The organism is Vibrio atlanticus (assembly GCF_024347315.1).
In the GTDB taxonomy this organism is placed as follows: Bacteria; Pseudomonadota; Gammaproteobacteria; order Enterobacterales; family Vibrionaceae; genus Vibrio; species Vibrio atlanticus.
Map to the genome: position 1 here is coordinate 145,348 of NZ_AP025461.1, position 21,134 is coordinate 166,481.

Below are 21,134 nucleotides of genomic sequence, written 5' to 3' on the forward strand. Positions count from 1 at the left end.
TCTTAATTGATGTCGACATCTTAATGTTCCCCTAAGCCTTTCTTACCGAAGAGTAAAAATTGAACCAATGTACAAGTCGCGATGAGTGCAAACAGTAACCACGAGATAGCAGATGCTGTACCCATTTCTAGCCATTCCCAACCTACTTTGTAGAGGTACATCGAGATAGTTAAACCAGATTGGCCAGTACCACCTGTACCACGTGTTAGGACGAACGGTTCTTCAAACATTTGCAGGTTACCGATGATGGTCATCGTGATAGCAAAGAAGATGAATGGACGAATCATTGGTAGTGAAATGTTCCAAAAGCGGCGGAAGGCATTGGCACCATCCATACGTGCAGCTTCTAAGATGTCTTTAGGAATCGTCATTAAACCCGTGGTGTAAAGGACGATGTTAAAACCGGTGTATTTCCAGAAAACCATGATTGCGATAGACGGCTTCACCATAGTGGCATCGTCTAACCAACGGATTGGTTGAAAATCGTTAACCCAAGCAAATGCCCAACCAAACAGCGTGCTATCGGCCAGAGCCATCAGCGTTTGGTTAATAATTCCTGAGTTAGGAGAGTACATATTGAAGAAAATCAGTGACGCTGCGACCGTTGATGTAATGAACGGTAGAAAGTACGCCGATGTTAGCCAGTGACGCATACGGTCACCCATTGAAACCAACATGTAAGCCACTGGAATAGCGACTAAGTGCTGAGCCACGCCTGAAGTGATCGCTAGCCAAAGCGTGTTCTTCAATGAACGCCATAGCCATGGGTCCGTTAAAGCAATGTGATAGTTCTCAAAACCAACGAACTCCATCGCATCCATGCCTCTTACCGGGTTCCACTCGTGGAACGACAGGTAAACAGAGAACAACAGCGGGAAGATCCCAAATACAGAAAAAATGATCAGAAACGGCAGAAGAAATCCATACGGTGTAAGCGCTTTCAAATTTAGACGAGAAAAAAGGCTTTTGTCCGCAGGTTCTATCGTTGTGCTCGCTGTATGATTCATAGTAACGACCTCTTAAAAAGGAAGCGCGTTATCCACGCTTCCTCACTTACTTAAAGTAAAAATAAATTAAAGATTACGCGTGCGACGCTTGATTAGACGCTCTGCCTCTTTAAGCGCAGTCTTGATGTCTTTGCCTTCATCAAGTACTTCCATCAATGCGTTCTCTAAGATAATAGAACGTGCAACGTGGTCGCCTTGTGCTGGAGATACTGGTTTGATGTTCTGTGCCACTTCAGCAAACAGTAGACGAGCTTTTTGCCCACCTAGGAATTCCATCTCTTCTTGGAAAAGCTCATCGTCATACGTGGTGATGTTCGCTGGGAAAGCAGCAATCGTTTCGAAGTGTTTAAGCTGTACTTCACGATCCGTCGTCATGTATTCAATAAGCGCCCAAGCTTCATCTGGGTTTTCTGATTGAGTTGGAATAGAAAGGAATGAACCACCCCAGCTTCCGTAGATGCCATCAGGTAGGTTTTCTACTGCCCACTTACCTTTAGTTTCAGGAGCAATCCAGTTATTTAGGTGACCAAGAAGCCAAGCGCCAGAAAGTTGAGTTGCAAATGTGCCGTTGCGGAAGCCTTCGTACCATTCGTTAGACCAAGCCAGAATGCGACCGTCTAAGCCTTTGTCGCGAATCTCTTTTGCTACTTCAAAAGCATGAACAAAACGCTCTGATGTCACGACTGGGTTGCCATCTTTATCGAAGTACAGGCCTTCACCTTCAGGAACCGTCGTAAAGATAATCGCTTGTGCCACGTCGGCTGCCGAAGCGATAAGTTGTACGTTTTGCTCTTTCAGTTTTTCACCAGCAGCGATGTATGAATCCCAATCTTTGATTGCGTCTTCTACATTAATGCCTGCTTTTTCGAACACGTCAGTGCGGTAGTACATAACGCCAGGACCAAGGTCGACAGGGATGCCGTACATATCGCCATCAGCGCCTTTGCCCTGTGCCCATGCGTAAGGTGCGAATCGTTCTTCGTACTTATCTGCACCGTAGTTTTCAGACAAGTTAACTAGGCCGCCAGAACCCACGAATGGACCAATTTTCTCAACGTCCACAACAATCACATCACCGGCACCAGAGCCCGTTGCAAGGTTCGTTGTCAGTTTGGTGTGGTGGTCACCGTGGTTGTTCATAAGGTAATCAACTTTGATACCCGTTTCCTTTTCGAAATCAGGCAGTAATACCTTTAGGCTGCTATCGAAATCAGGGAAACCGTCGAAACGAATTTCTTTGTCTGCTGCATTTGCAGCTGTTGTACCTAATCCTAAAGCAACCGCGCATGAAAGCGCTAAGGTCTTAAATTTCATGTTCTATCCTTAATATTTTTATAGGGTAACTGGTAAATCCGATACCGAGTTTCTAGTGACCAACGTCGGCAGCAATTTAAAGTTCACGTCATGTTTTATTTTCTTTAGCTTTTGCAGAGTGAGCTGCACAGCTTCAATGCTCATCTCTTCAATGGGGAAATTAATGGTGGTCAAACTAGGGGTCAGATAGCGCGCGAAGATGGTGTTATCGAAGCCCACTAGTGATACATCTTTAGGAACAGACAGCCCCTCTTGATGCAGCACCTCAAAGGCGCCAAATGCCATGTGATCATTCGAAGCAAATACTGCGGTGAAATGACACTTACGATTCATCAGCTTCTTCATAGCACTGATGCCAGTCTCTTCAGTAAAGCCCGCTTCCGAGACTAAGGCTTCATCGTATGGCACACCCGCTTCTTCCAAGGCCTTTCGATACCCCTGCAAACGCCCCCTAGCATCTGCTTTATCTAAAGGCCCGGTAATACACGCGATATCTGTATGTCCCTTTTGCAAAAGATATTGAGTAGCGAGTAGCCCCCCGACTTCGTTATCAATATCAATGCAACTCATCGCCATTTCTGGGATGAAGCGGTTAATTAAAACCACAGGGGTCCCCTGTTCTTCCAATTCAATTAAATAATCATCACTGAGCAGTTGAGTATGAAGAATCAAAGCATCAACACGACGCCCCAACAGAAACTCTACAGACTCTCGCTGCCCTTGTTCGGTGTTCGAACCCGCCGTAACAACAGCGTGGTAACCAAAGCGGCGTAGGTTTTCTTCTATGCAATGCAAGATGCCTGAATAGAAAGAACCACCAAGTTCTGGAACAACAACGCCCACACTACCGGTACGACTTGATGCCAAAGCTTGAGCGATAGAGTTCGGGCGATAACCCAATTCTTTGATCGCTTTTTCAACCTTTAGCTTTTTGTCATGACTGACTCTGCTAGTGCCATTAATAACTCTAGACACTGTCGCCTGAGACACACCTGCATGTTCTGATACGTGTTTAATTGTCGCCACTCGAACCTCGATACTTCATTAGCTTGTAACCGCTTACAAAACGATTATTAAAGAAAGGCGTCATGGTTGAAGTGAGTGTCATCACACTAAAGTTGGAGGTGAAAAGGCCAGTTGTGGAAATCATGAAAGCGCTTACAGATTCACTTCACGCCATGAAACTATTTCATGAGATTATTGTTTACATTATCAAGATGGCGTTCGATTACTTGCTCGTCAGACCAAACAAGTACGCCAAAATCCATTTTTTGAAAGCGTCATTTCATGATAAATCCGCAGCTGACGGCAATATACACGGGGAAAGTGACCTTGTTCTTTCAATGGCCTTTCGAAATTGTATGAGAACATTTCATCTCATGAACACTCACATTAATGCTCCGCTGACCCGACACAAAAATGCCCAGAAAAAAGCTGGGCATGGAATCATTAAGACTCAGATAGATGTCTAATCCCTATTTTCAGATCGCTTCGGTAACTTAAACTCTTGAGTCAGTGAGAATTGCTGTTGCGACATGATTTCTAATTGCTGACCGTGGGAAAAGAGGATCTGTGAACGCTGGGAGTTTTCTTCGGCCAATTCATGTATCTGGCTGATGCTTTGTGTTACTTGGGATGCGACAACTTGATGCTCTGTGGTCGCCGTTGCGATCTGATGGCTTCTTTGTTCGACTTCATTGAGCAAGCCATACACGGTCGATATGGATTGATTCACTTCACCCGTTTGCTCAACACATTGCGCCATATCTGCAACGCACTGATTGATTTGTTCAACAGCCAATTTAGAACTGTTTTGAAGCCGTTCAATTTTATGGTGAATCTCTTGTGTTGATGCATTGGTTTTTGCGGCTAACACTCTCACTTCGTCGGCGACCACAGAGAACCCTCGACCTTGCTCGCCAGCACGAGCGGCTTCAATGGCTGCGTTCAATGCCAACAAGTTAGTTTGTTCTGAAATACCGGAGATCACATCAAGAATAGAACCAATGCTGGCACTCTCTTTCTCAAGTTTGTCGATTGTGCTTGTTGATTCTGCCAACTTACTTTCCAAAACGCCCATTAGGTCAACATTCTTGCCCATGGTTTGTTGCCCTGCGCTTGAACTGGTGACAGCCGATGTCACCAGTGTCAGTGTTTGGTTGGCCGCTTGAGTTATTTCAGTCACGGAACATTCGATCTGTTCCATCGCCGTTGCCACCATTACGGTTTGATTGGTTTGGTCCAACATCGCCTCACGCAATGAACCACTGGTACTTTGATTCTCTAGAGACGCTTCTTTTAAATGCAGCGATGATTGGCGCATGTTTTCAATCACGTGTGTTAAGTGGCTGATCACCAAATTGACCTTGTCACTCACTAAACCAAATTCATTATTGGCTTGATATTGAACCTGAGAACTCAGGTCTTTGTTGGCGACTTGGTCTAACGCACCTTGTACCAACTTGCTTGGCTTACGGATTCCTTTTGCGATATTAACGCCGATCAAAAGCGCAATCAGAACTGATGCAGTCGAAATAATTACCTGCATCAAAAGGGCTTGATTGGATGATTCCATCGACTCTTGATACAGGTTTGTTGCGGTGTGTTCGGCGTACGTAGAAAGTTCGTCGAAGTACCCTAGCTGCACATCAATCGCCTGTTCAATTTCAGCTCTTTGTTCAGCTATCGACTCATGCAACTTAACGGTTTCCATGTGCGTAGACACTGAGCCTTGCGCTGAAAAGGCATGGGAAGCGAGCAGTGACAAAGACTGCTTACTCCGTCGCACTAAAGCCGGATCCTGCGCCTCCAAATTGGCAACAGCCTCTTTAAATCGCTCGTGACGACTTTGCAGGCGTCGCTCTACTCCACGAACTTCCGATGACGTTTGCAGTGAAAAAGCCTCATTGGCTTCTGCCGCAATCAAGCTCAATTGAACCAGTAATGCTTCTACTGCTTTTTGCGTTGCATCTGAGCTCGCGCTCGCCAGTTGATTCACCAAGGTATTGTTGAGTTGTCCTACTACCGATTGAAATTGCGCCTGCTCCATCGAACCGAGGTCTTTAGTATCCAAATAAGAAACGTATAAGTTTAAGGTCTGGTCTATCTTATCGATGGTGGCAACGCCCGTTTCATCAATATTCTGGAGTATAGATTCAAGAGACGACCCTGCCGTGCTCTTGCCTTCAAACCAATTCAATTGCTGCTGATAATGCTCGATGTTATTTACAACAACTTGTTTGAGTGGCTCTAACTCATCAACATAATCCGCTGATAAATAAGGAATGGAGCTTCGATTAATATCCAAAAAACGAATAGTAAGCGTGGAAGATTGGAGCATTAAAGGGGTGGCTTGTTGAGTGATGGTTTCGATGTGTGAGGTTATGTTCTTATTGCTGCTAATACTCAACCATGCGCTACCCAGCATGATCACGATCAGCGTAAAAAAACCAAAATAGACTCGAGACGCTATGGAAGAAAACCTCTTGGTTTTACTCTGACTCATAGTTATTCCTTAATCTAGTAGCGAAAAAAAGGGCACATAAAATGTGCCCAAGAATGGAGTTATTTAACGTGCCCTAATCAATCTGCCTTTAGGGCTAAATGGACAGTATGTACTTACTATTTAAACACGACTCTTTGAGCGTAAGCCTAATTCAAAGAGCTGCTCTTTCTAGCTTGTGATTACCACCAAGCTTCAAACATTGCGCCGAACGACAATGTATCAACATTGGTTGTGTTCACAGTGTTGCCTTTAGTTTCGACATCACCCACGGTTGTGTAAAAGCGAAGCATTGGACGACTCCAAGGTAAGCCACCTAGAGAAACGTTTTGAGATAGAGTTACCTTCCACGCGTTTTCTTCGCCGTCGTCATCGTAATCAACCATGCCGTAACCCGCTTCTAACCATGTAGAATGAACGTCATCCCATTGGTACTGTGGACGAACGATACCTGCATACTCAGTGTTATCGCGAGCTAAGTCTGCACCAGAGTTATCTTTATACGACACTAGGTAATCAATGATGAATTTATCCGATGCTGCGTAGTTACCTTCAATGCTTGCGTAAAAAGTTTTATAGTCGCCTTTCAACTCAAATACCGATGAATCTGCACCATCACCATACTTAACGACTAACTTGTTGGAATCTCCTAAACCAAGAGTTGCACCCACTAGGTATGCCGTTTCATCGCTCACTTTAGTACCAGCTGTTACCACTTTTTTCGTTTGACCTGTTTTTTGGTCGATCACATATTTAGTTGAACTCGCTGTATCCGCTTCATCTGAAGCAAAACCGTAGTTCGCATACAAGTCTAGTTGACCGATACCCGCGTTAATTGAATGAAGTTTAGAAGTAATTGCGTATCGACCATTGTCATTTACGAGGCCGCCTTTCACTTGGCCTACAAAGCCCATATCCAGCTTCGCGCCGCCGAAATCTAAGTTGTTAAAGCCAGCGCCTTGACCATCGTGTGTCATCCAGAAGTAATCATTCAAACCTTGTTGCGGACGTTGGTGGAAGTCGCGACCAGCCCACATGTAAAGTTCTGGTTGGCTTTCAAATACATTGGTTACACCAGCGTACATTTTTTTCATACTTAGGCCGCCATCGTCAGCCCAAGCGTCTGCTTCCCAGTGGTCGGCCATGAATACGACGTCCCAAATCGCACCATTGTCAGCTTCGAAAAGCTTAGCTAGCTGAACCTCACCACCATTGGCTTCGTTGCCTAAACGACCGACAGAACGACCTGTTGTACCGATGTCTACGTAACGCTCATCACCGCTCTTGTAGTGAGCGCCGTAACGAGCATAACCAGAGAAGACGATGCCATCTGGCACCTTAGTTTCTGCAGTTAAAACCGCAGGTTGTTGATCGTTAACATAATCAATATCAACAACCTTAGATTCTAACTCTTGAATTCGTTTTTCTAGTGCTTCGATATTAGTATCAGCAGCAAAAGAAGAGAGTGAAGCAAGCGAAGCCGCCACTGCGACCGTTATTGGCAAAAGCTTAAATTTTTGCATTGTAATTCCCTATTATTTTTTTGAGTTTTCATCGAACAGGGAAATATTAAGCAATGAAAGCGTTGAAAAGTTGGTTGCTGTTCACACTGATAAACCAGCCTAAATACCATGAAACTTTTAGAGTTATCACCAGAAATGGTTATTTATTTATAATCAGATAGATAGACGTAAAAATCCGTAACAATACAGCTTGAAATCGCTTTCATTTCATCAGTAATGGCGGGGTCTATCACGGAAAAGAGTGTGGTGGAGCGAGGAAAATATGGTGAAATTTTGATTGGTTTTCGTAAATATGAAAAGCCTCAAGATCTAAGGCAGATTTTGAGGCTTTTTGGATTGAGTCAAATACCCAGTTATCTAAAATTAAGTATTTTCTAGATTGAATCTAGGGACTCTATTCCCATATTGAACAGGGTAAATGCGTAGATATCAGCAGTGAGATCGATCGCTTTACTCAACGGCATTCCAGCACCATGGCCCGCATTAACATCGATACGAATCATCACGGGCGCACCGCCTTCATGCTTATCTTGCAGCTCTGAGATGAACTTATAAGAGTGAGCAGGTACCACGCGGTCATCGTGATCGGCAGTCGTCACCAGAGTTGCTGGATAATCCGTGCCACGCACCACATTATGAACCGGAGAATAACCAAGCAGATATTCGAACATCTCTTTGTTTTGCGCGGATGTGCCATAGTCGTACGCCCAACCTTCGCCAGACGTGAATGTGTGGTAACGCAACATGTCCAACACCCCAACCGCAGGCAGAGCCACTTGGAACAGCTCTGGCCTTTGTGTCATACAAGCGCCTACCAGCAAGCCTCCGTTAGAACCACCGCGAATCGCCAACTTATCGCTACTGGTATAGTTTTCTTCAATTAAGAACTCGGCAGCAGCAATGAAGTCATCAAATACGTTTTGCTTCTGTTGTTGTGTACCCGCTTTGTGCCACGCCTTACCATACTCGCCACCGCCACGCAGGTTTGGCACCGCATATACGCCACCCAGCTCTAGCCAACTGCCAACAGTACCCGAGAAAGAAGGCGTTAGGCTAACGTTAAAGCCACCATAGGCGTACAACATGGTTGGGTTATTGCCATCTAACACTAATCCCTTCTTATAAGAGATAAGCATCGGAACCTGAGTTCCATCCTTCGAGGTATAGAAGACTTGTTTAGACTCAAATTGATCCGACTCAAACGGAGACTCAGAGCGTTGGTAGATTTTAGAGCTTCCAGATTCAACATCAAAAGAGAAAATTGTTGGCGGCGTAACATAGTTGGTAAAGGTGTAATAAAGCTGAGATTGCTCGTTTTTTCCACCTAAGCCACTGGCCGTTCCCAGCCCAGGCAAATGAATGTCACGAACTAGGTTACCTTGGTAATCCAACTGCTCAACCTTAGACACCACATCCACCATGTAGTGAGCAAACAAGTAGCCACCACCCGTGCTGATATCCAATGGCTGTGGCTTTTCAGGGATGATTTCGAGCCATTTCCCATCGTGAGTATCAAAGCTCACCACCTTGCCATTAGGCGCATCAAGATTTGTGTATAGAATGAAGGTCTCATCTTGGTTATCGATGAGATAAGTGTCGCTATCCACATGATCAATCAGCGTATTCAGCTTTTGTTCTGGTGAATTTAAATCGATATAGAACAGTCTGTTACCCGATGTCGACTCTCGCCCTAGAATAATCAAGTAACGGTCGTCTTCGGTGGTGTAACCCGACACATAGCGGTGCTGCTCGGTGTTGTTCTCACCAAAAATCACTTTGTCGCTAGCTTGCTCGGTACCCAACTCATGGAAGTAAAGTTTGTGCTGTTCGGTACGTGCAGAAAGCTGGCTGCCGTCTGGTTTGTCGTAGCTAGAGTAATAAAAGCCACGATTACCCAACCAAGAAATGCCGGTAAATTTGGCGTCTGTAATTTCGACTTCAAGCTGCTGCTTAGTCTCAGTATCAATCACAAAGATCTTACGCCAGTCGCTTCCGCCCTCGGAAATACTGTACGCTACTAAACTGTAGTCTTTAGAAAACGACACCGAACCCAGTGATGTGGTGCCATCTTCCGAGAAGGTATTCGGATCTAGGAACACTTCAACCTGCAGACCTTCTTTTTGACGATAAAGAATGCTGTGATTCTGCAGTCCATCATTCTTATAGAAATAGGTGTAATCACCTCGCACAAACGGCTGTGAGCTCTTTTTGTAGTCTTGCGCTTTCGCTAATCGCTCTCGCAGTTCTGCGCGATATGGGATTTGAGCAAGGTAATCGAACGTGACTTCATTTTGGCTCGCCACCCACTGCGCGGTTTCGTCACATCTGTCATCTTCTAACCAGCGATATGGGTCTTCGATTATCTGACCAAAGTAGTCATCGCTGACGATCTGTTTGTTGGTGACTGGATATTGATACTCTTTTAAATAGCTCATCGTGATCCTTATTAAAAATAATGTGAAATCGTCAGATAACGCGTTCTGATGTGTTCAATCAATAACTTAATCTTGTTCGGTGGCTGGCGAGTGAACGGGTACACCGCATAAATACCCAGCTTTTTACCCACTAAGTCAGGGAAGATGTCCACCAGCTGGCCGTTTCGAATATCGTGATACACCAGACAACGTGGCACGTACGCCACACCATGACCGCCCAAAGCGGCCTTTCTTAATGCCGTCGCGTTATCGGTAGAGAAAGAGCCAGAGACGCGCACGATGTATTTATCGTTGTCGGTACAGCCATCCTTACTGTGTAAAAACTGCCATTCACTGGCGCCTGTCGTTTGATAAGCGTATTGCAAGCAATTGTGCTCAACCAAATCCTTGGGCTGCATCGGCTTACCGTTCTTAGCGATATAAGACGGCGAGGCACACACCACCCACTGTGAATCCAATATATGACGGGCAATTAAGCTTGAGTCTTCCAAGTAACCAGTTCGAATGACCAAGTCGAGACCATCCTCAACCAAATCAACAAATCGATTGTTAAGAGACATATCGACAGTTAAACCTGGGTGCATATTACAAAACTCGGCAACAGCGTCTGCGAGAATCAAATCTCCGGAGATAGTAGGCACTGACATTTTGATATGACCACTGACATTTTCACCAAAGCCTGAAACTGCGTCCATAGCCTCTTGAGCCGCCTGCTTCACATTTTTGGCTCCGTGTAACATTGCCTTACCCGCCTCGGTCAGGGTCAATTTACGCGTGGTTCGATATAACAGCTGCACGCCAATCTCTTCTTCCAAACGCGCAATTCTCTTACTAACTACCGAATTTGTAAGGTTATTTTGCTCTGCCACCTTACTAAAACTGCCCAGCTCTACTACCTGTGAAAACAGGATCAAATCGTCTGCTCGCATTTGATTATGCCAATTTTGGAATTAATTATTTTCATTATTTCCCTATATCAATAAAAAATAAAGGGGTAAATTCACGCCAAATTAACAAAACAATTACAAAAACAGCTTTTGCAATCACATCGGTTACAAATAAAGCAACTCTAATTACAACAATTGAATCCATGAGATTCAAATTACACCTACAAAACTAATGACGTGTTATTCACTTCAAACATGAACGTTTGAAAACAAGTACGAGGAAGTACCCATGAGTGAAACTCTACTAGCTTTATTGGCCTTTTCGCCAATAGTTGTTGCAGCGATTCTGCTGGTAGGCCTTAACTGGCCTGCAAAAAAAGCGATGCCAGTGGCATTTGCATTAACCGTTGCTATCGCCCTATTCGCATGGGATATGTCTAGCACTCGCGTGTTAGCTTCAGTATTCCAAGGCTTCGGCATTACCGTGTCGGTTCTCTGGATTGTGTTTGGCGCCATCTTCTTATTAAACACTTTGAAACACACCGGAGCTATCACCACCATCCGCAACGGATTTACTGACATATCAGCAGACCGTCGTGTACAAGCGATCATCATTGCTTGGTGTTTTGGTTCATTCATTGAAGGGGCGTCTGGCTTCGGCACACCCGCTGCTATCGCCGCTCCATTATTGGTTGCAATTGGCTTCCCAGCGTTAGCTGCGGTACTGATGGGCATGATGATTCAATCTACGCCGGTATCGTTCGGCGCAGTTGGTACACCTATCATTGTTGGCGTAAACAAAGGTTTGGATACGCACAACATCGGTGAAAGCCTGATTGCCAATGGTTCAACATGGGATGCTTACCTACAACAGATCACATCAAGTGTTGCAATCATCCACGCCTGCGTTGGTGTGATGATTCCTGTATTGATGGCGATGATGCTGACTCGCTTCTTCGGTAAGAACAAAAGCTGGACTGAAGGTCTTGATATCCTGCCATTCGCACTGTTCGCAGGTGCCGCTTTCACCATTCCTTACGCACTAACGGGGGTTTTCCTCGGTGCTGAGTTCCCATCACTGATTGGTGGTTTGGTTGGCCTTGCTATTGTTGTAACAGCAGCAAAACGTGGCTTCCTAGTACCTAAATCAAAATGGGATTTCGAAAGCGAAGATAAGTGGCCAGCAGAATGGCTAGGTTCTTTGAAAATCGATCTAGATGACACTCATTCAAACAGTACGCAAGGTCATAAGAAAATGAGCATGGCGATGGCATGGGCACCTTACGTGCTGCTCGCTGTCACTCTAGTTGCTAGCCGTGTGAGCCCTGAGTTCAAAGGCCTGCTTAAGAGCGTTAGCCTTTCTTTCAGCAACATCCTTGGCGAGACAGGCGTAAGCACAGCGATTCAGCCTCTGTATCTACCTGGCGGTATCTTGGTCTTCGTCGCACTGGTTGCTGTTCTAATGCAATCACGCAGCGCAACACCACTGGCTAAAGCTTTTGGTGAGTCGAGCAAGACTCTGATTGGCGCAGGCTTTGTGTTGGTGTTCACCATCCCAATGGTTCGTATCTTCATTAACTCTGGCGTGAACGGTGCTGATTTAGCAAGTATGCCAGTAACCACTGCCAACTTTGCAGCTGACCTAGTCGGCGGCGCATTCCCAGCGTTAAGTGCCACGGTTGGTGCGTTAGGTGCCTTCATTGCAGGTTCGAACACCGTTTCAAACATGATGTTCAGCCAGTTCCAATTCGAAGTAGCACAAACTCTGTCTATCTCTAGTGCTGTGGTTGTTGCTCTGCAAGCCGTTGGTGCTGCAGCAGGTAACATGATTGCAATTCACAACGTGGTAGCCGCATCGGCGACCGTAGGCTTGCTAGGACGCGAAGGCGCAACACTACGTAAGACTATCATCCCAACGTTCTACTACTTGGTGATGACAGGAATCATCGGCCTAGTGGTTATCTACGGCTTCAAAATGACAGACGCACTTATGTAAACCATAAGTCGTTACAAAAGCACTTGGCGTTAATACTCAATTCCCCGACTGCAACACCGTCTAATAAGACAGTTGATGAGTTTCGGAATGGATACTAGAACACATCAACACCCTCGGGTATTAACGCCATTTTATTGCTTCTCTGTTTCACCGTTAGAGAACAAACGAACACTGACTTTCAAGAATTAAAGCAGCCCAAGCCAAGCTCTCATAGAAGGGCAACATCCCAAGAATTTAGGACTGAAATTATGATCATATCCGCATCGACTGATTACCGCGCCGCAGCAAAAGCGAAATTACCACCGTTTCTTTTCCACTACATTGACGGCGGTTCTTACGGAGAACATACCCTACGCCGCAACACCGCCGATCTTGCAGAGATCGCGCTCAAGCAGCGTGTCCTCAATGACATGTCGGACCTAAATTTGGAAACCGAATTGTTCGGCGAAAAGCTGGCCATGCCGATTGCATTAGCTCCGGTTGGCCTAACAGGCATGTACGCACGACGTGGCGAAGTCCAAGCTGCAAAAGCCGCCGACAACAAAGGCATCCCTTTTACGATGTCGACCGTATCGGTATGCCCGATCGAAGAAGTCGCACCTAAGATTGAGCGCCCAATGTGGTTCCAACTTTACGTGCTAAAAGATCGTGGCTTCATGAAGAACGTATTGGAACGTGCAAAAGCGGCTGGCGTAACAACGCTTGTATTTACTGTAGATATGCCTGTACCCGGTGCTCGCTACCGTGACATGCACTCAGGAATGAGTGGTCCAAATGCAGCAATTCGTCGTGTATTTCAATCTATGCGTCATCCTAGTTGGGCCGTTGATGTTGGTCTATTGGGTAAACCACACGATCTTGGCAATATCTCTACTTACCGAGGTTCTCCAACCAAACTGGAAGACTACATCGGTTGGTTGGGTGACAACTTCGACCCGTCGATTTCATGGAAAGACCTAGAGTGGATCCGTGATTTCTGGGATGGCCCGATGGTCATCAAAGGCATTCTTGATGAAGAAGACGCAAAAGACGCCGTGAGATTTGGTGCAGACGGTATCGTAGTTTCAAACCACGGCGGCCGTCAGCTGGATGGTGTTCTATCGAGTGCTAAAGCACTGCCTGCAATTGCAGATGCGGTAAAAGGCGACACCAAGATTCTGGTCGACTCTGGCATTCGTACTGGCTTAGATGTGGTTCGCATGATGGCGATGGGCGCAGACTGCACCTTGCTTGGTCGCTCTTTCGTCTACGCGTTAGCAGCGCAGGGACAAGCAGGTGTTGAGAACCTGCTCGATCTTTACGATAAAGAGATGCGCGTTGCCATGACATTAACAGGCGCGAAGACAATCAAAGACTTAACTCGTGATTCTCTGGTGGGGCTAGATTAAACCTCAACGACTTAAGTTCGGATTCGGACTAATGCTTTGGTCTACTTAGACTGAAGTTCAATCGGTGTCACAGCAATTCCACTGCCGTTGTGACACCGTTTAAGCACTGGAAAATAAAATAAAAACAAATCAGTGCCAAATAAGAAGCACAAGGAAGCAAAGATGGAGACAACCACATCCCATGAGCGAGTAATAGACGCACAAGCTTATCAGCAGCTTGAAGCGATACTGGCTCAAAAAATAGAAACAGAACGCATTGTCACTCAAGAGGCAAAGCGATTGGCTTACGGCACCGATGCGAGTTTTTATCGCTTGGTGCCGAAAATGGTTCTAAGGCTCAAGAACTTAGACGAAGTGATATTCACCATTCAAAGCTGTCGCGAACTCGGTATTCATTTTACCTTTCGCGCCGCAGGCACTAGCCTTTCAGGACAAGCGGTTTCAGACTCGGTACTCATCACACTGACCGACGACTGGCGTGGCCACGAAATCGTAGATAACGGTAATCAGATCATCCTTCAACCGGGCGTGATTGGTGCTGATGCCAACAAATACCTTGCCCCTTTCCAACGTAAAATCGGCCCAGATCCAGCCTCTATCAATACCTGTAAAATCGGTGGTATTGCGGCGAACAATGCCAGCGGCATGTGTTGTGGTACTGCGCAAAACTCGTATCGCACCGTTGAGAGCATGAAAATCGTATTGAGTGATGGCTCCCTGCTTGATACGGCTGATAACGCAAGTGTTGAGGCATTCAAGCAATCACACAAAGCACTGTTTGAAGGCATTGTTGAGTTACATCAACAGACAGCTTCAAACCAAGAACTTGCAGACAGAATCCGCCACAAATACCGCCTCAAAAACACCACTGGCTACGCTCTGAATGCTTTGGTTGATTACCACGATCCAATTGAGATCATCAAACACTTGATGATTGGCTCAGAAGGCACACTAGGCTTCATCGCTGAGATTACCTACAACACGGTTATCGAACACCCGAACAAAGCTTCGGCTCTGTTGGTGTTTGCCGACATCGAACAAGCCAGTAAAGCCGTTACTACGCTATCCAAAACACCAGTTGCTGCGGTGGAATTGATGGATGGCAGAGCACTGTGTTCAGTCGCGGATAAACCGGGTATGCCTGCGTTTATGCCGAGCTTAGATTTAGAAGCAGCGGCGATTTTAGTTGAGTCACACGCCAGCTCCCAGCAGGACTTAGATTTACAATGTAAATCAATTTTGGATGCGTTATCGGAATATACGATTGTTGAATCAGTGCCTTTCACTTCCGATCCAAAGACAGTCGCGACTCTGTGGGGCATTCGCAAAGGTATGTTCCCAGCGGTTGGCGCGGTTCGTGAAGTTGGTACTACCGTTATCATTGAAGACGTGGCTTTCCCCGTTGAAAACCTCGCTAACGGCATTCGAGAACTGCAAGAGCTGTTCGATAAATACGACTACAGCGAAGCGATCATTTTTGGTCACGCCCTCGAAGGCAACCTGCACTTTGTGTTTACTCAAGGCTTCGACAGCCAAGAAGAGATCGATCGCTACGGCGGTTTCATGGATGACGTTGCCGAACTGGTCGCGGTGAAATACCAAGGTTCATTGAAAGCAGAACACGGCACGGGTCGTAACATGGCACCTTACGTCGAGTTGGAATGGGGTAAAGATGGTTATGCTTTGATGCAACAAATCAAGGCGTTGTTCGATCCAGAAAGACTGCTCAACCCCGGCGTTATTATCAACGACAATCCAAATTCACACATCACCAATTTGAAGCCAATGCCTGCTGCCGATGACCTTATCGACCGCTGTATTGAATGCGGCTTCTGTGAGCCTGTTTGTCCGTCTCGTACCTTAACCCTATCGCCTCGCCAACGTATCGTGCTGTACCGCGAGTTACAACGCCGCCGTGCTGCAGGTGAAGAAATAGAAGCTAGCGAACTAGAGAAGACCTTTGAATACCAAGGCATTGATACCTGCGCTGCGACAGGCCTGTGTGCCGAGCGTTGTCCAGTGGGAATCAACACTGGCGACTTGATTAAGAAGCTTCGTATCGCCAAGTATGAGAAATTTACGCCAATCGCTAAGTGGACAGCAGATCATTTCTCGACCACCACTAAGTTGACCAAGGTTGGCCTCAAAACCAACCAAGTGGCGAGCAAAATATTAGGCGAAAATACAGTCGGCAAGCTAACCAACGGCTTGCGTTCGATGACCAAAGGCGCAACACCAATTTGGATGCCTGAGATGCCGCAATCCAATAGTCACTCGCTAGTCTCATCACCAGTGACGGCAGAATCCTCAAGCAATCATAAGAAGGTGGTTTACCTGCCTTCGTGTGCGAGTCGCACCATGGGACAACAGAGTGATGCGGGCGACCAACGTCCCCTAACTGAAGTGACCATGTCTTTGCTTAACAAAGCAGGATTTGAGGTTATTCTTCCGAAGAAGCTAGACGACCAATGTTGTGGCATGCCTTACGACAGCAAAGGGATGACCGATTTAGCCCAATCTAAAGCGCAACAGCTCGAAGAAGTGTTGTGGCAAGCCAGTCGTCAGGGTGAATACCCAGTATTAATGGATACCAGCCCATGTGCTAAACGCAGTATTGAGCAGTTCACCAAGCCATTAGAAGTGCTAGAGCCGACAGGGTTTGTGAACCAATACTTGCTTGAACATCTGACACTTGAGCCACTGCAAGAAACCGTGATGTTGCATGTGACTTGTAGCTCTCGTCGAATGGGCTTAGAAGGCGCGATGTTGAGCCTTGCTAAAGCCTGTACCGAAGAGGTGATTGTTCCTGAGCATATTCAATGCTGTGGTTGGGCGGGTGATAAAGGTTTTACCACTCCAGAGCTGAATGAAGCGGCGGTACACCCACTTAAGGAACAAGTGCCGAGCAACTGTACTCGTGGATTCAGTAACAGCCGAACCTGTGAGATCGGTTTGTCACATCACAGTGGCATTCCGTATCAGTCAATCTTGTACTTGGTGGACGAAGTAGCGCAATAGCTTCACTCTTAGTACAGAGCAATTTGCTCTCACTTAAAACAAAAATGGCAGCCCAGTCAGGCTGCCATTTCTTTATTCGTTTGTTCGAAAGATGCTACTTAACTGGATGTTGATGAGCTAACCGTTATTAAGCTAGATATTACAAAGCTAAGCGCATCAACTCTTCTGGCGAGTAGTGTTCTGCTTCTGCACCTTTGGCGATTAAGTCGATCACTTGAAATTCGCTCATGTCACCAAACTCTTTGGTTAAGTAATCACGAAACGCTTTCTCATTCGGCCATTTACCTCGCACGATATAGCCCTCTTCTTTGTCAAAATCTTCTGTTTCAAAGAATGAAAAATCGGTCATACCGATATTGTGACAATACAAAACGAGATACATAATTTTTCCTCAAAAATGGGGTTACTAATAAAAACTCACAGGCAGATAGAAATCAAGCTCAAACACTTCATCACTATTGAGAAAATGGTTCCGATGATAATGCACATACGCAGGAGTCGAGCGTTGTTTGAAACCAGAGGCCGGTAACCATTTTTCTAATACCATACTGATCTGTGGTAGCAGCTCACCATAGCGGCCATTCAGTCTAAATACCGCATGTAAACCACCCGGAATCACCATCTGGTTCACGACACTGCGATACTTAATCGGCTCATCAATCGCGATACACGCCACATAGCGGCACTGGTCCATTTCAACCCAAGCAGGGTTTGAGTGATGCAAACCAAATTGGCTCGAAAAGTCGCGCTGTTCTGAGTTCGCCCACGCTTTCAATATCAGCCACGCGTTGCGAATAGAGCGGTTATAGCCCGTATGTCGAACATAAGCCGCCATGCGCTCCGGTGTTTCAACGATCTTCGGTTCGGGTAACACTCGCTGCGCCACGTTCAAATAACCCGCCGCTACTTCGGGATCTTTCAAATAGGGTTTTTCTGCTATCTGTAAGTCGTGTTTACGCCATTCTCCCGGTGACATGTTAAAGGTCGCTTTGAATGCTCGGCTAAATGAAGACACCGAACTAAAGCCACATTTACTGGCAATCTCTACGACTGACGACGTGGTATCGAACATCAATTGATTGGCCGCATACTCCATTCGAGTGCGTCGAATGTACTGATGTAGCGACTCCCCAACCACACTTTTAAAGGTGCGGTGGAAGTGTTGTTCTGAATAAGCCGCAATCTCGGAGAGCGCTTTTGCCGACAAAGGCTGACTGATGTCTTGATGAATATGGAACAGAACATCATTGATTCGGGATATGTGTTGTCGTGACATTTTTTAAATAGCATAAATGGACATGTTTATGAGCATAAACGGACACGCTTGTTTTTACAATTGCCGTGTAATATCAAGCGATAGAATAAAAACGAAAAACGACGAGACACAACACATGGAAATCGCACAGTCATTACAACAGATTCAATCTTCATACATTCGAGAGATCCTCGCAGCCGCAAGCGATCCAAATGTCATCTCATTGGCCGGTGGTTTACCGGACGAGAAAACATTCCCTATCGATTTAATGAAGCCAACGCTAGAAAACCTAGCGAACATGCCTGAAGTTTTCCAATACGGCTCAACTGCCGGTTACGGCCCGCTGCTTGATCACCTTACGCAAAGCTACCAATTGCCAGAGACTCACACAGCAATGATCTGTACCGGTTCTCAGCAAGGTTTGGATTTGATTGCACGAGCGTATGTTGATCCGAATGATGTGGTTGTGATGGAAGCGCCAAGCTACTTGGGTGCGATGCAAGTGTTTGGTCTAGTTCAAGCGAACATTGTGACTGTGTCTCAAACAGAATTTGGCCCAAATCTAGACGAACTAGAAACGTGCTTTGCAGAGCAATCACCGAAAATGTTCTACGCCGTGCCTGATTTTCACAACCCAACAGGTGTGTGCTGGGCAACAGAAACTCGTCAAAAAGTGGCTGAACTGTGTATCAAATACAACGTGGCATTCATTGAAGATGCACCATACCGAGAGCTACGCTTTACAGGCACAGAGCTGCCAATGGTTTCTTCGTTCTGCCCTGATAACTCTATCGTTCTTCGTTCATTCTCTAAGATTGCATCGCCAGGTCTACGTATTGGCGCGGTAACAGGTAAACGCAGCTACCTTGAGCCACTAATCAAAGTGAAGCAAGGCGCGGACTTACACTCAAGTGTACCGATGCAAGCGCTGCTTGTTGGTCTTCTAAAACATGAAGACTTCAACGTACATATGGAAAACATTCGCACACTGTACAAGTCTCGTTATGAAATGTTGTTTTCAGAGCTAGAAAAACAGCTGCCTGCTGACTGTGTATTAAAAGCCGTTGATGGCGGAATGTTCATTTGGGTTGAAATCCCAGAGTGCGACACCTTCGAATTGGCTAAAACTCTATTATCGAATGGTGTGGCAGTTGTACCAAGCCCAGTATTTTATCCAAAGGCCGATGAAGCTAAAGCTGCACTGCGCTTAAACTTCACCAACGCCAACCCAGAAGAATTAACAGAAGCGGTAAAACGCTTAGCGGAAGTACTTAACCAAGCGTAATCGCTGATTAAGTCAGACAGATTCAATACCAAGGCCCTGCTGTTTTTACAGCAGGGCCTTTTGGTTTGGGAATACGCTGTTGTAATTCGAACCTGATAAAACAGTTTCATTGAACTTCCTAGCCCATAAACCACACAAGCTGAAATGATAAATAGCCCTACTTTTGGTTGGTTTTTGTCCTACATTGGCTTGGTTATACTGCGGCGGATTTTAATAAGCCAATATGGGCAAACCTGAGTGAATGAAACTCAGCTTGTATCATAAAAGGCAACGCTCTGGATTTACGTTCCAGCTCGCAGAAAGGAAAAACCATGTCTCAATATGTTGTATGTGCTTTGTATAAATTCGTAGCACTTGATGATTACCAAGAAATTCGCCAGCCACTCACTGACGTGTTAGAAGCTAACCAAATCCGCGGTACTTTGCTACTTGCGAGTGAAGGTATCAACGGCACCGTTGCAGGTAAGCGCGAATCTATCGACGCTCTTCTTAAATGGTTCAAACAAGATTCTCGTTTGGCAGATGTTGTTTACAAGGAGTCGTTCAACGAAGAACAACCATTCAACCGCACCAAGGTTAAGCTCAAGAAAGAGATCGTAACCATGGGCGTTGAGGGTATCGACCCACGCCACGTTGTCGGCACTTACGTGAAACCAAACGAGTGGAACGCTCTGATTTCTGATCCTGATGTAATTCTGGTTGATACCCGTAACGACTACGAAGTGGACATCGGCACATTCAAAAATGCTGTAAACCCAAACACAGAAACCTTCCGTGAATTCCCTCAGTACGTTGAAGAAAATCTTGATCCTAAGAAGCACAAGAAAGTCGCGATGTTCTGTACTGGCGGTATTCGTTGCGAAAAATCAACAGCCTACATGAAAGAGCAAGGCTTTGATGAGGTTTACCACCTTGAAGGCGGCATTCTTAAGTACCTAGAAGAAGTACCAGAAGAAGAGAGCATGTGGGAAGGCGACTGCTACGTATTTGATGGTCGTGTTGCAGTTAACCACCAGCTAGAGAAGAGCGGCTACGACGTGTGTAACGCTTGTCGCCTGCCAATCACAGACGAAGACAAAGCGTCTGAGCACTTTGAGAAAGGCGTAAGCTGCCCTAAGTGTGTTGATAAACACAGCGATGAGCAGAAAGCGCGTTTCCGCGAACGTGAAAAGCAAGTTCAATTGTCGAATGCTCGTGGCGAAACCCACGTAGGCGGCGATGCTGCTCACCTTATCGATCAACGTAAGAAAGAGAAGCTTGCACACAAAGAGCAGCAACGTTCTGGCAAGAAAGCGAAGTAAACGCTCTGCTTTAAACTCTTAGGATTCTAAACATATAACTATAAATAGTTAGCTATATACATACAAAAGGGCGCAAGTTCGAAGATGATTCCTCGAGTTTGTGCCCTTTTTTGATCGCTTTACGGCTTTGTGTTTTGAACCACATTTCTTTCGAAAAATTACTTCTATACTGTCAGGGCGTGTTGACCTTCCGCGGTTGGATTTTGTTCGAGATAAAAGCGTT

The 21,134-nt window shown here is 45.8% G+C and carries 16 protein-coding genes; 6 read left to right on the forward strand and 10 right to left on the reverse strand.

Annotated features, from left to right (window positions below; genetic code table 11):
• Nucleotides 1-20: 20 nt before the first annotated feature.
• From OCV30_RS16385 to OCV30_RS16395, 3 genes are all read right to left on the reverse strand, one after another.
• A complete protein-coding gene (locus OCV30_RS16385; RefSeq protein WP_009846152.1) occupies nucleotides 21-1,007 on the reverse strand; it encodes a carbohydrate ABC transporter permease in 987 nt (328 codons plus the stop codon).
• A 66-nt stretch (nucleotides 1,008-1,073) separates the two neighbouring features.
• Complete coding sequence (locus OCV30_RS16390) at nucleotides 1,074-2,321, reverse strand: ABC transporter substrate-binding protein (RefSeq protein WP_009846151.1); 1,248 nt, start codon at nucleotides 2,319-2,321, stop codon at nucleotides 1,074-1,076.
• Between the two features lie 18 nt (nucleotides 2,322-2,339).
• Nucleotides 2,340-3,347, reverse strand: a complete 1,008-nt coding sequence (locus OCV30_RS16395) for a LacI family DNA-binding transcriptional regulator (protein ID WP_012601182.1) — start codon at nucleotides 3,345-3,347, stop codon at nucleotides 2,340-2,342.
• A 62-nt stretch (nucleotides 3,348-3,409) separates the two neighbouring features.
• Between OCV30_RS16395 and OCV30_RS16400 the strand changes: the two genes are divergently transcribed.
• The gene (locus tag OCV30_RS16400; protein WP_065679388.1) at nucleotides 3,410-3,793 is read left to right on the forward strand and encodes a hypothetical protein; all 384 of its coding nucleotides are present in this window, start codon (nucleotides 3,410-3,412) and stop codon (nucleotides 3,791-3,793) included.
• Here OCV30_RS16400 and OCV30_RS16405 read toward each other — a convergent pair.
• The 5 genes from OCV30_RS16405 to OCV30_RS16425 all read right to left on the reverse strand — a co-directional run bounded on the left by OCV30_RS16405 (nucleotide 3,790) and on the right by OCV30_RS16425 (nucleotide 10,873).
• Entirely contained in the window at nucleotides 3,790-5,826 is a 2,037-nt protein-coding gene (locus OCV30_RS16405; RefSeq protein ID WP_065679387.1) for a methyl-accepting chemotaxis protein, read from the reverse strand. The genes OCV30_RS16400 and OCV30_RS16405 overlap by 4 nt on opposite strands.
• 179 nt (nucleotides 5,827-6,005) lie before the next feature.
• Nucleotides 6,006-7,346, reverse strand: a complete 1,341-nt coding sequence (locus tag OCV30_RS16410; protein ID WP_065679386.1) for a carbohydrate porin — start codon at nucleotides 7,344-7,346, stop codon at nucleotides 6,006-6,008.
• A 374-nt stretch (nucleotides 7,347-7,720) separates the two neighbouring features.
• Entirely contained in the window at nucleotides 7,721-9,781 is a 2,061-nt protein-coding gene (locus OCV30_RS16415; RefSeq protein WP_065679385.1) for a prolyl oligopeptidase family serine peptidase, read from the reverse strand.
• A gap of 11 nt (nucleotides 9,782-9,792) precedes the next feature.
• Nucleotides 9,793-10,710, reverse strand: coding sequence for a LysR family transcriptional regulator (locus OCV30_RS16420; protein ID WP_009846145.1), 918 nt, complete (start codon nucleotides 10,708-10,710; stop codon nucleotides 9,793-9,795).
• 34 nt (nucleotides 10,711-10,744) lie between these two features.
• Nucleotides 10,745-10,873: a hypothetical protein gene (locus OCV30_RS16425; protein WP_261879047.1), complete on the reverse strand. Its 129-nt coding sequence runs from the start codon at nucleotides 10,871-10,873 to the stop codon at nucleotides 10,745-10,747.
• 84 nt (nucleotides 10,874-10,957) lie between these two features.
• Here OCV30_RS16425 and OCV30_RS16430 point away from each other — a divergent pair, with 84 nt between their 5' ends.
• The 3 genes from OCV30_RS16430 (at nucleotide 10,958) to OCV30_RS16440 (ending at nucleotide 17,070) form a co-directional block, all read left to right on the forward strand.
• Nucleotides 10,958-12,664, forward strand: a complete 1,707-nt coding sequence (locus OCV30_RS16430; RefSeq protein ID WP_065679384.1) for an L-lactate permease — start codon at nucleotides 10,958-10,960, stop codon at nucleotides 12,662-12,664.
• A 248-nt stretch (nucleotides 12,665-12,912) separates the two neighbouring features.
• Entirely contained in the window at nucleotides 12,913-14,052 is a 1,140-nt protein-coding gene (lldD, locus tag OCV30_RS16435) for an FMN-dependent L-lactate dehydrogenase LldD (RefSeq protein ID WP_017083007.1), read from the forward strand.
• A 162-nt stretch (nucleotides 14,053-14,214) separates the two neighbouring features.
• On the forward strand, nucleotides 14,215-17,070 hold the full coding sequence (locus OCV30_RS16440) for an FAD-binding and (Fe-S)-binding domain-containing protein (RefSeq protein ID WP_065679383.1): 2,856 nt from the start codon (nucleotides 14,215-14,217) through the stop codon (nucleotides 17,068-17,070).
• A gap of 139 nt (nucleotides 17,071-17,209) precedes the next feature.
• Here OCV30_RS16440 and OCV30_RS16445 read toward each other — a convergent pair whose 3' ends face one another.
• On the reverse strand, nucleotides 17,210-17,452 hold the full coding sequence (locus OCV30_RS16445) for a hypothetical protein (RefSeq protein WP_012601190.1): 243 nt from the start codon (nucleotides 17,450-17,452) through the stop codon (nucleotides 17,210-17,212).
• Between the two features lie 24 nt (nucleotides 17,453-17,476).
• Nucleotides 17,477-18,346 (reverse strand): AraC family transcriptional regulator, encoded by an 870-nt coding sequence (locus OCV30_RS16450; protein ID WP_065679382.1) that lies wholly within the window; start codon nucleotides 18,344-18,346, stop codon nucleotides 17,477-17,479.
• Nucleotides 18,347-18,461: 115 nt separating this feature from the next.
• Between OCV30_RS16450 and OCV30_RS16455 the strand changes: the two genes are divergently transcribed.
• Nucleotides 18,462-19,610, forward strand: coding sequence for an aminotransferase-like domain-containing protein (locus tag OCV30_RS16455; RefSeq protein WP_065679381.1), 1,149 nt, complete (start codon nucleotides 18,462-18,464; stop codon nucleotides 19,608-19,610).
• A 311-nt stretch (nucleotides 19,611-19,921) separates the two neighbouring features.
• Nucleotides 19,922-20,911, forward strand: a complete 990-nt coding sequence (trhO, locus tag OCV30_RS16460; protein WP_065679380.1) for an oxygen-dependent tRNA uridine(34) hydroxylase TrhO — start codon at nucleotides 19,922-19,924, stop codon at nucleotides 20,909-20,911.
• Nucleotides 20,912-21,134 lie beyond the last annotated feature (223 nt).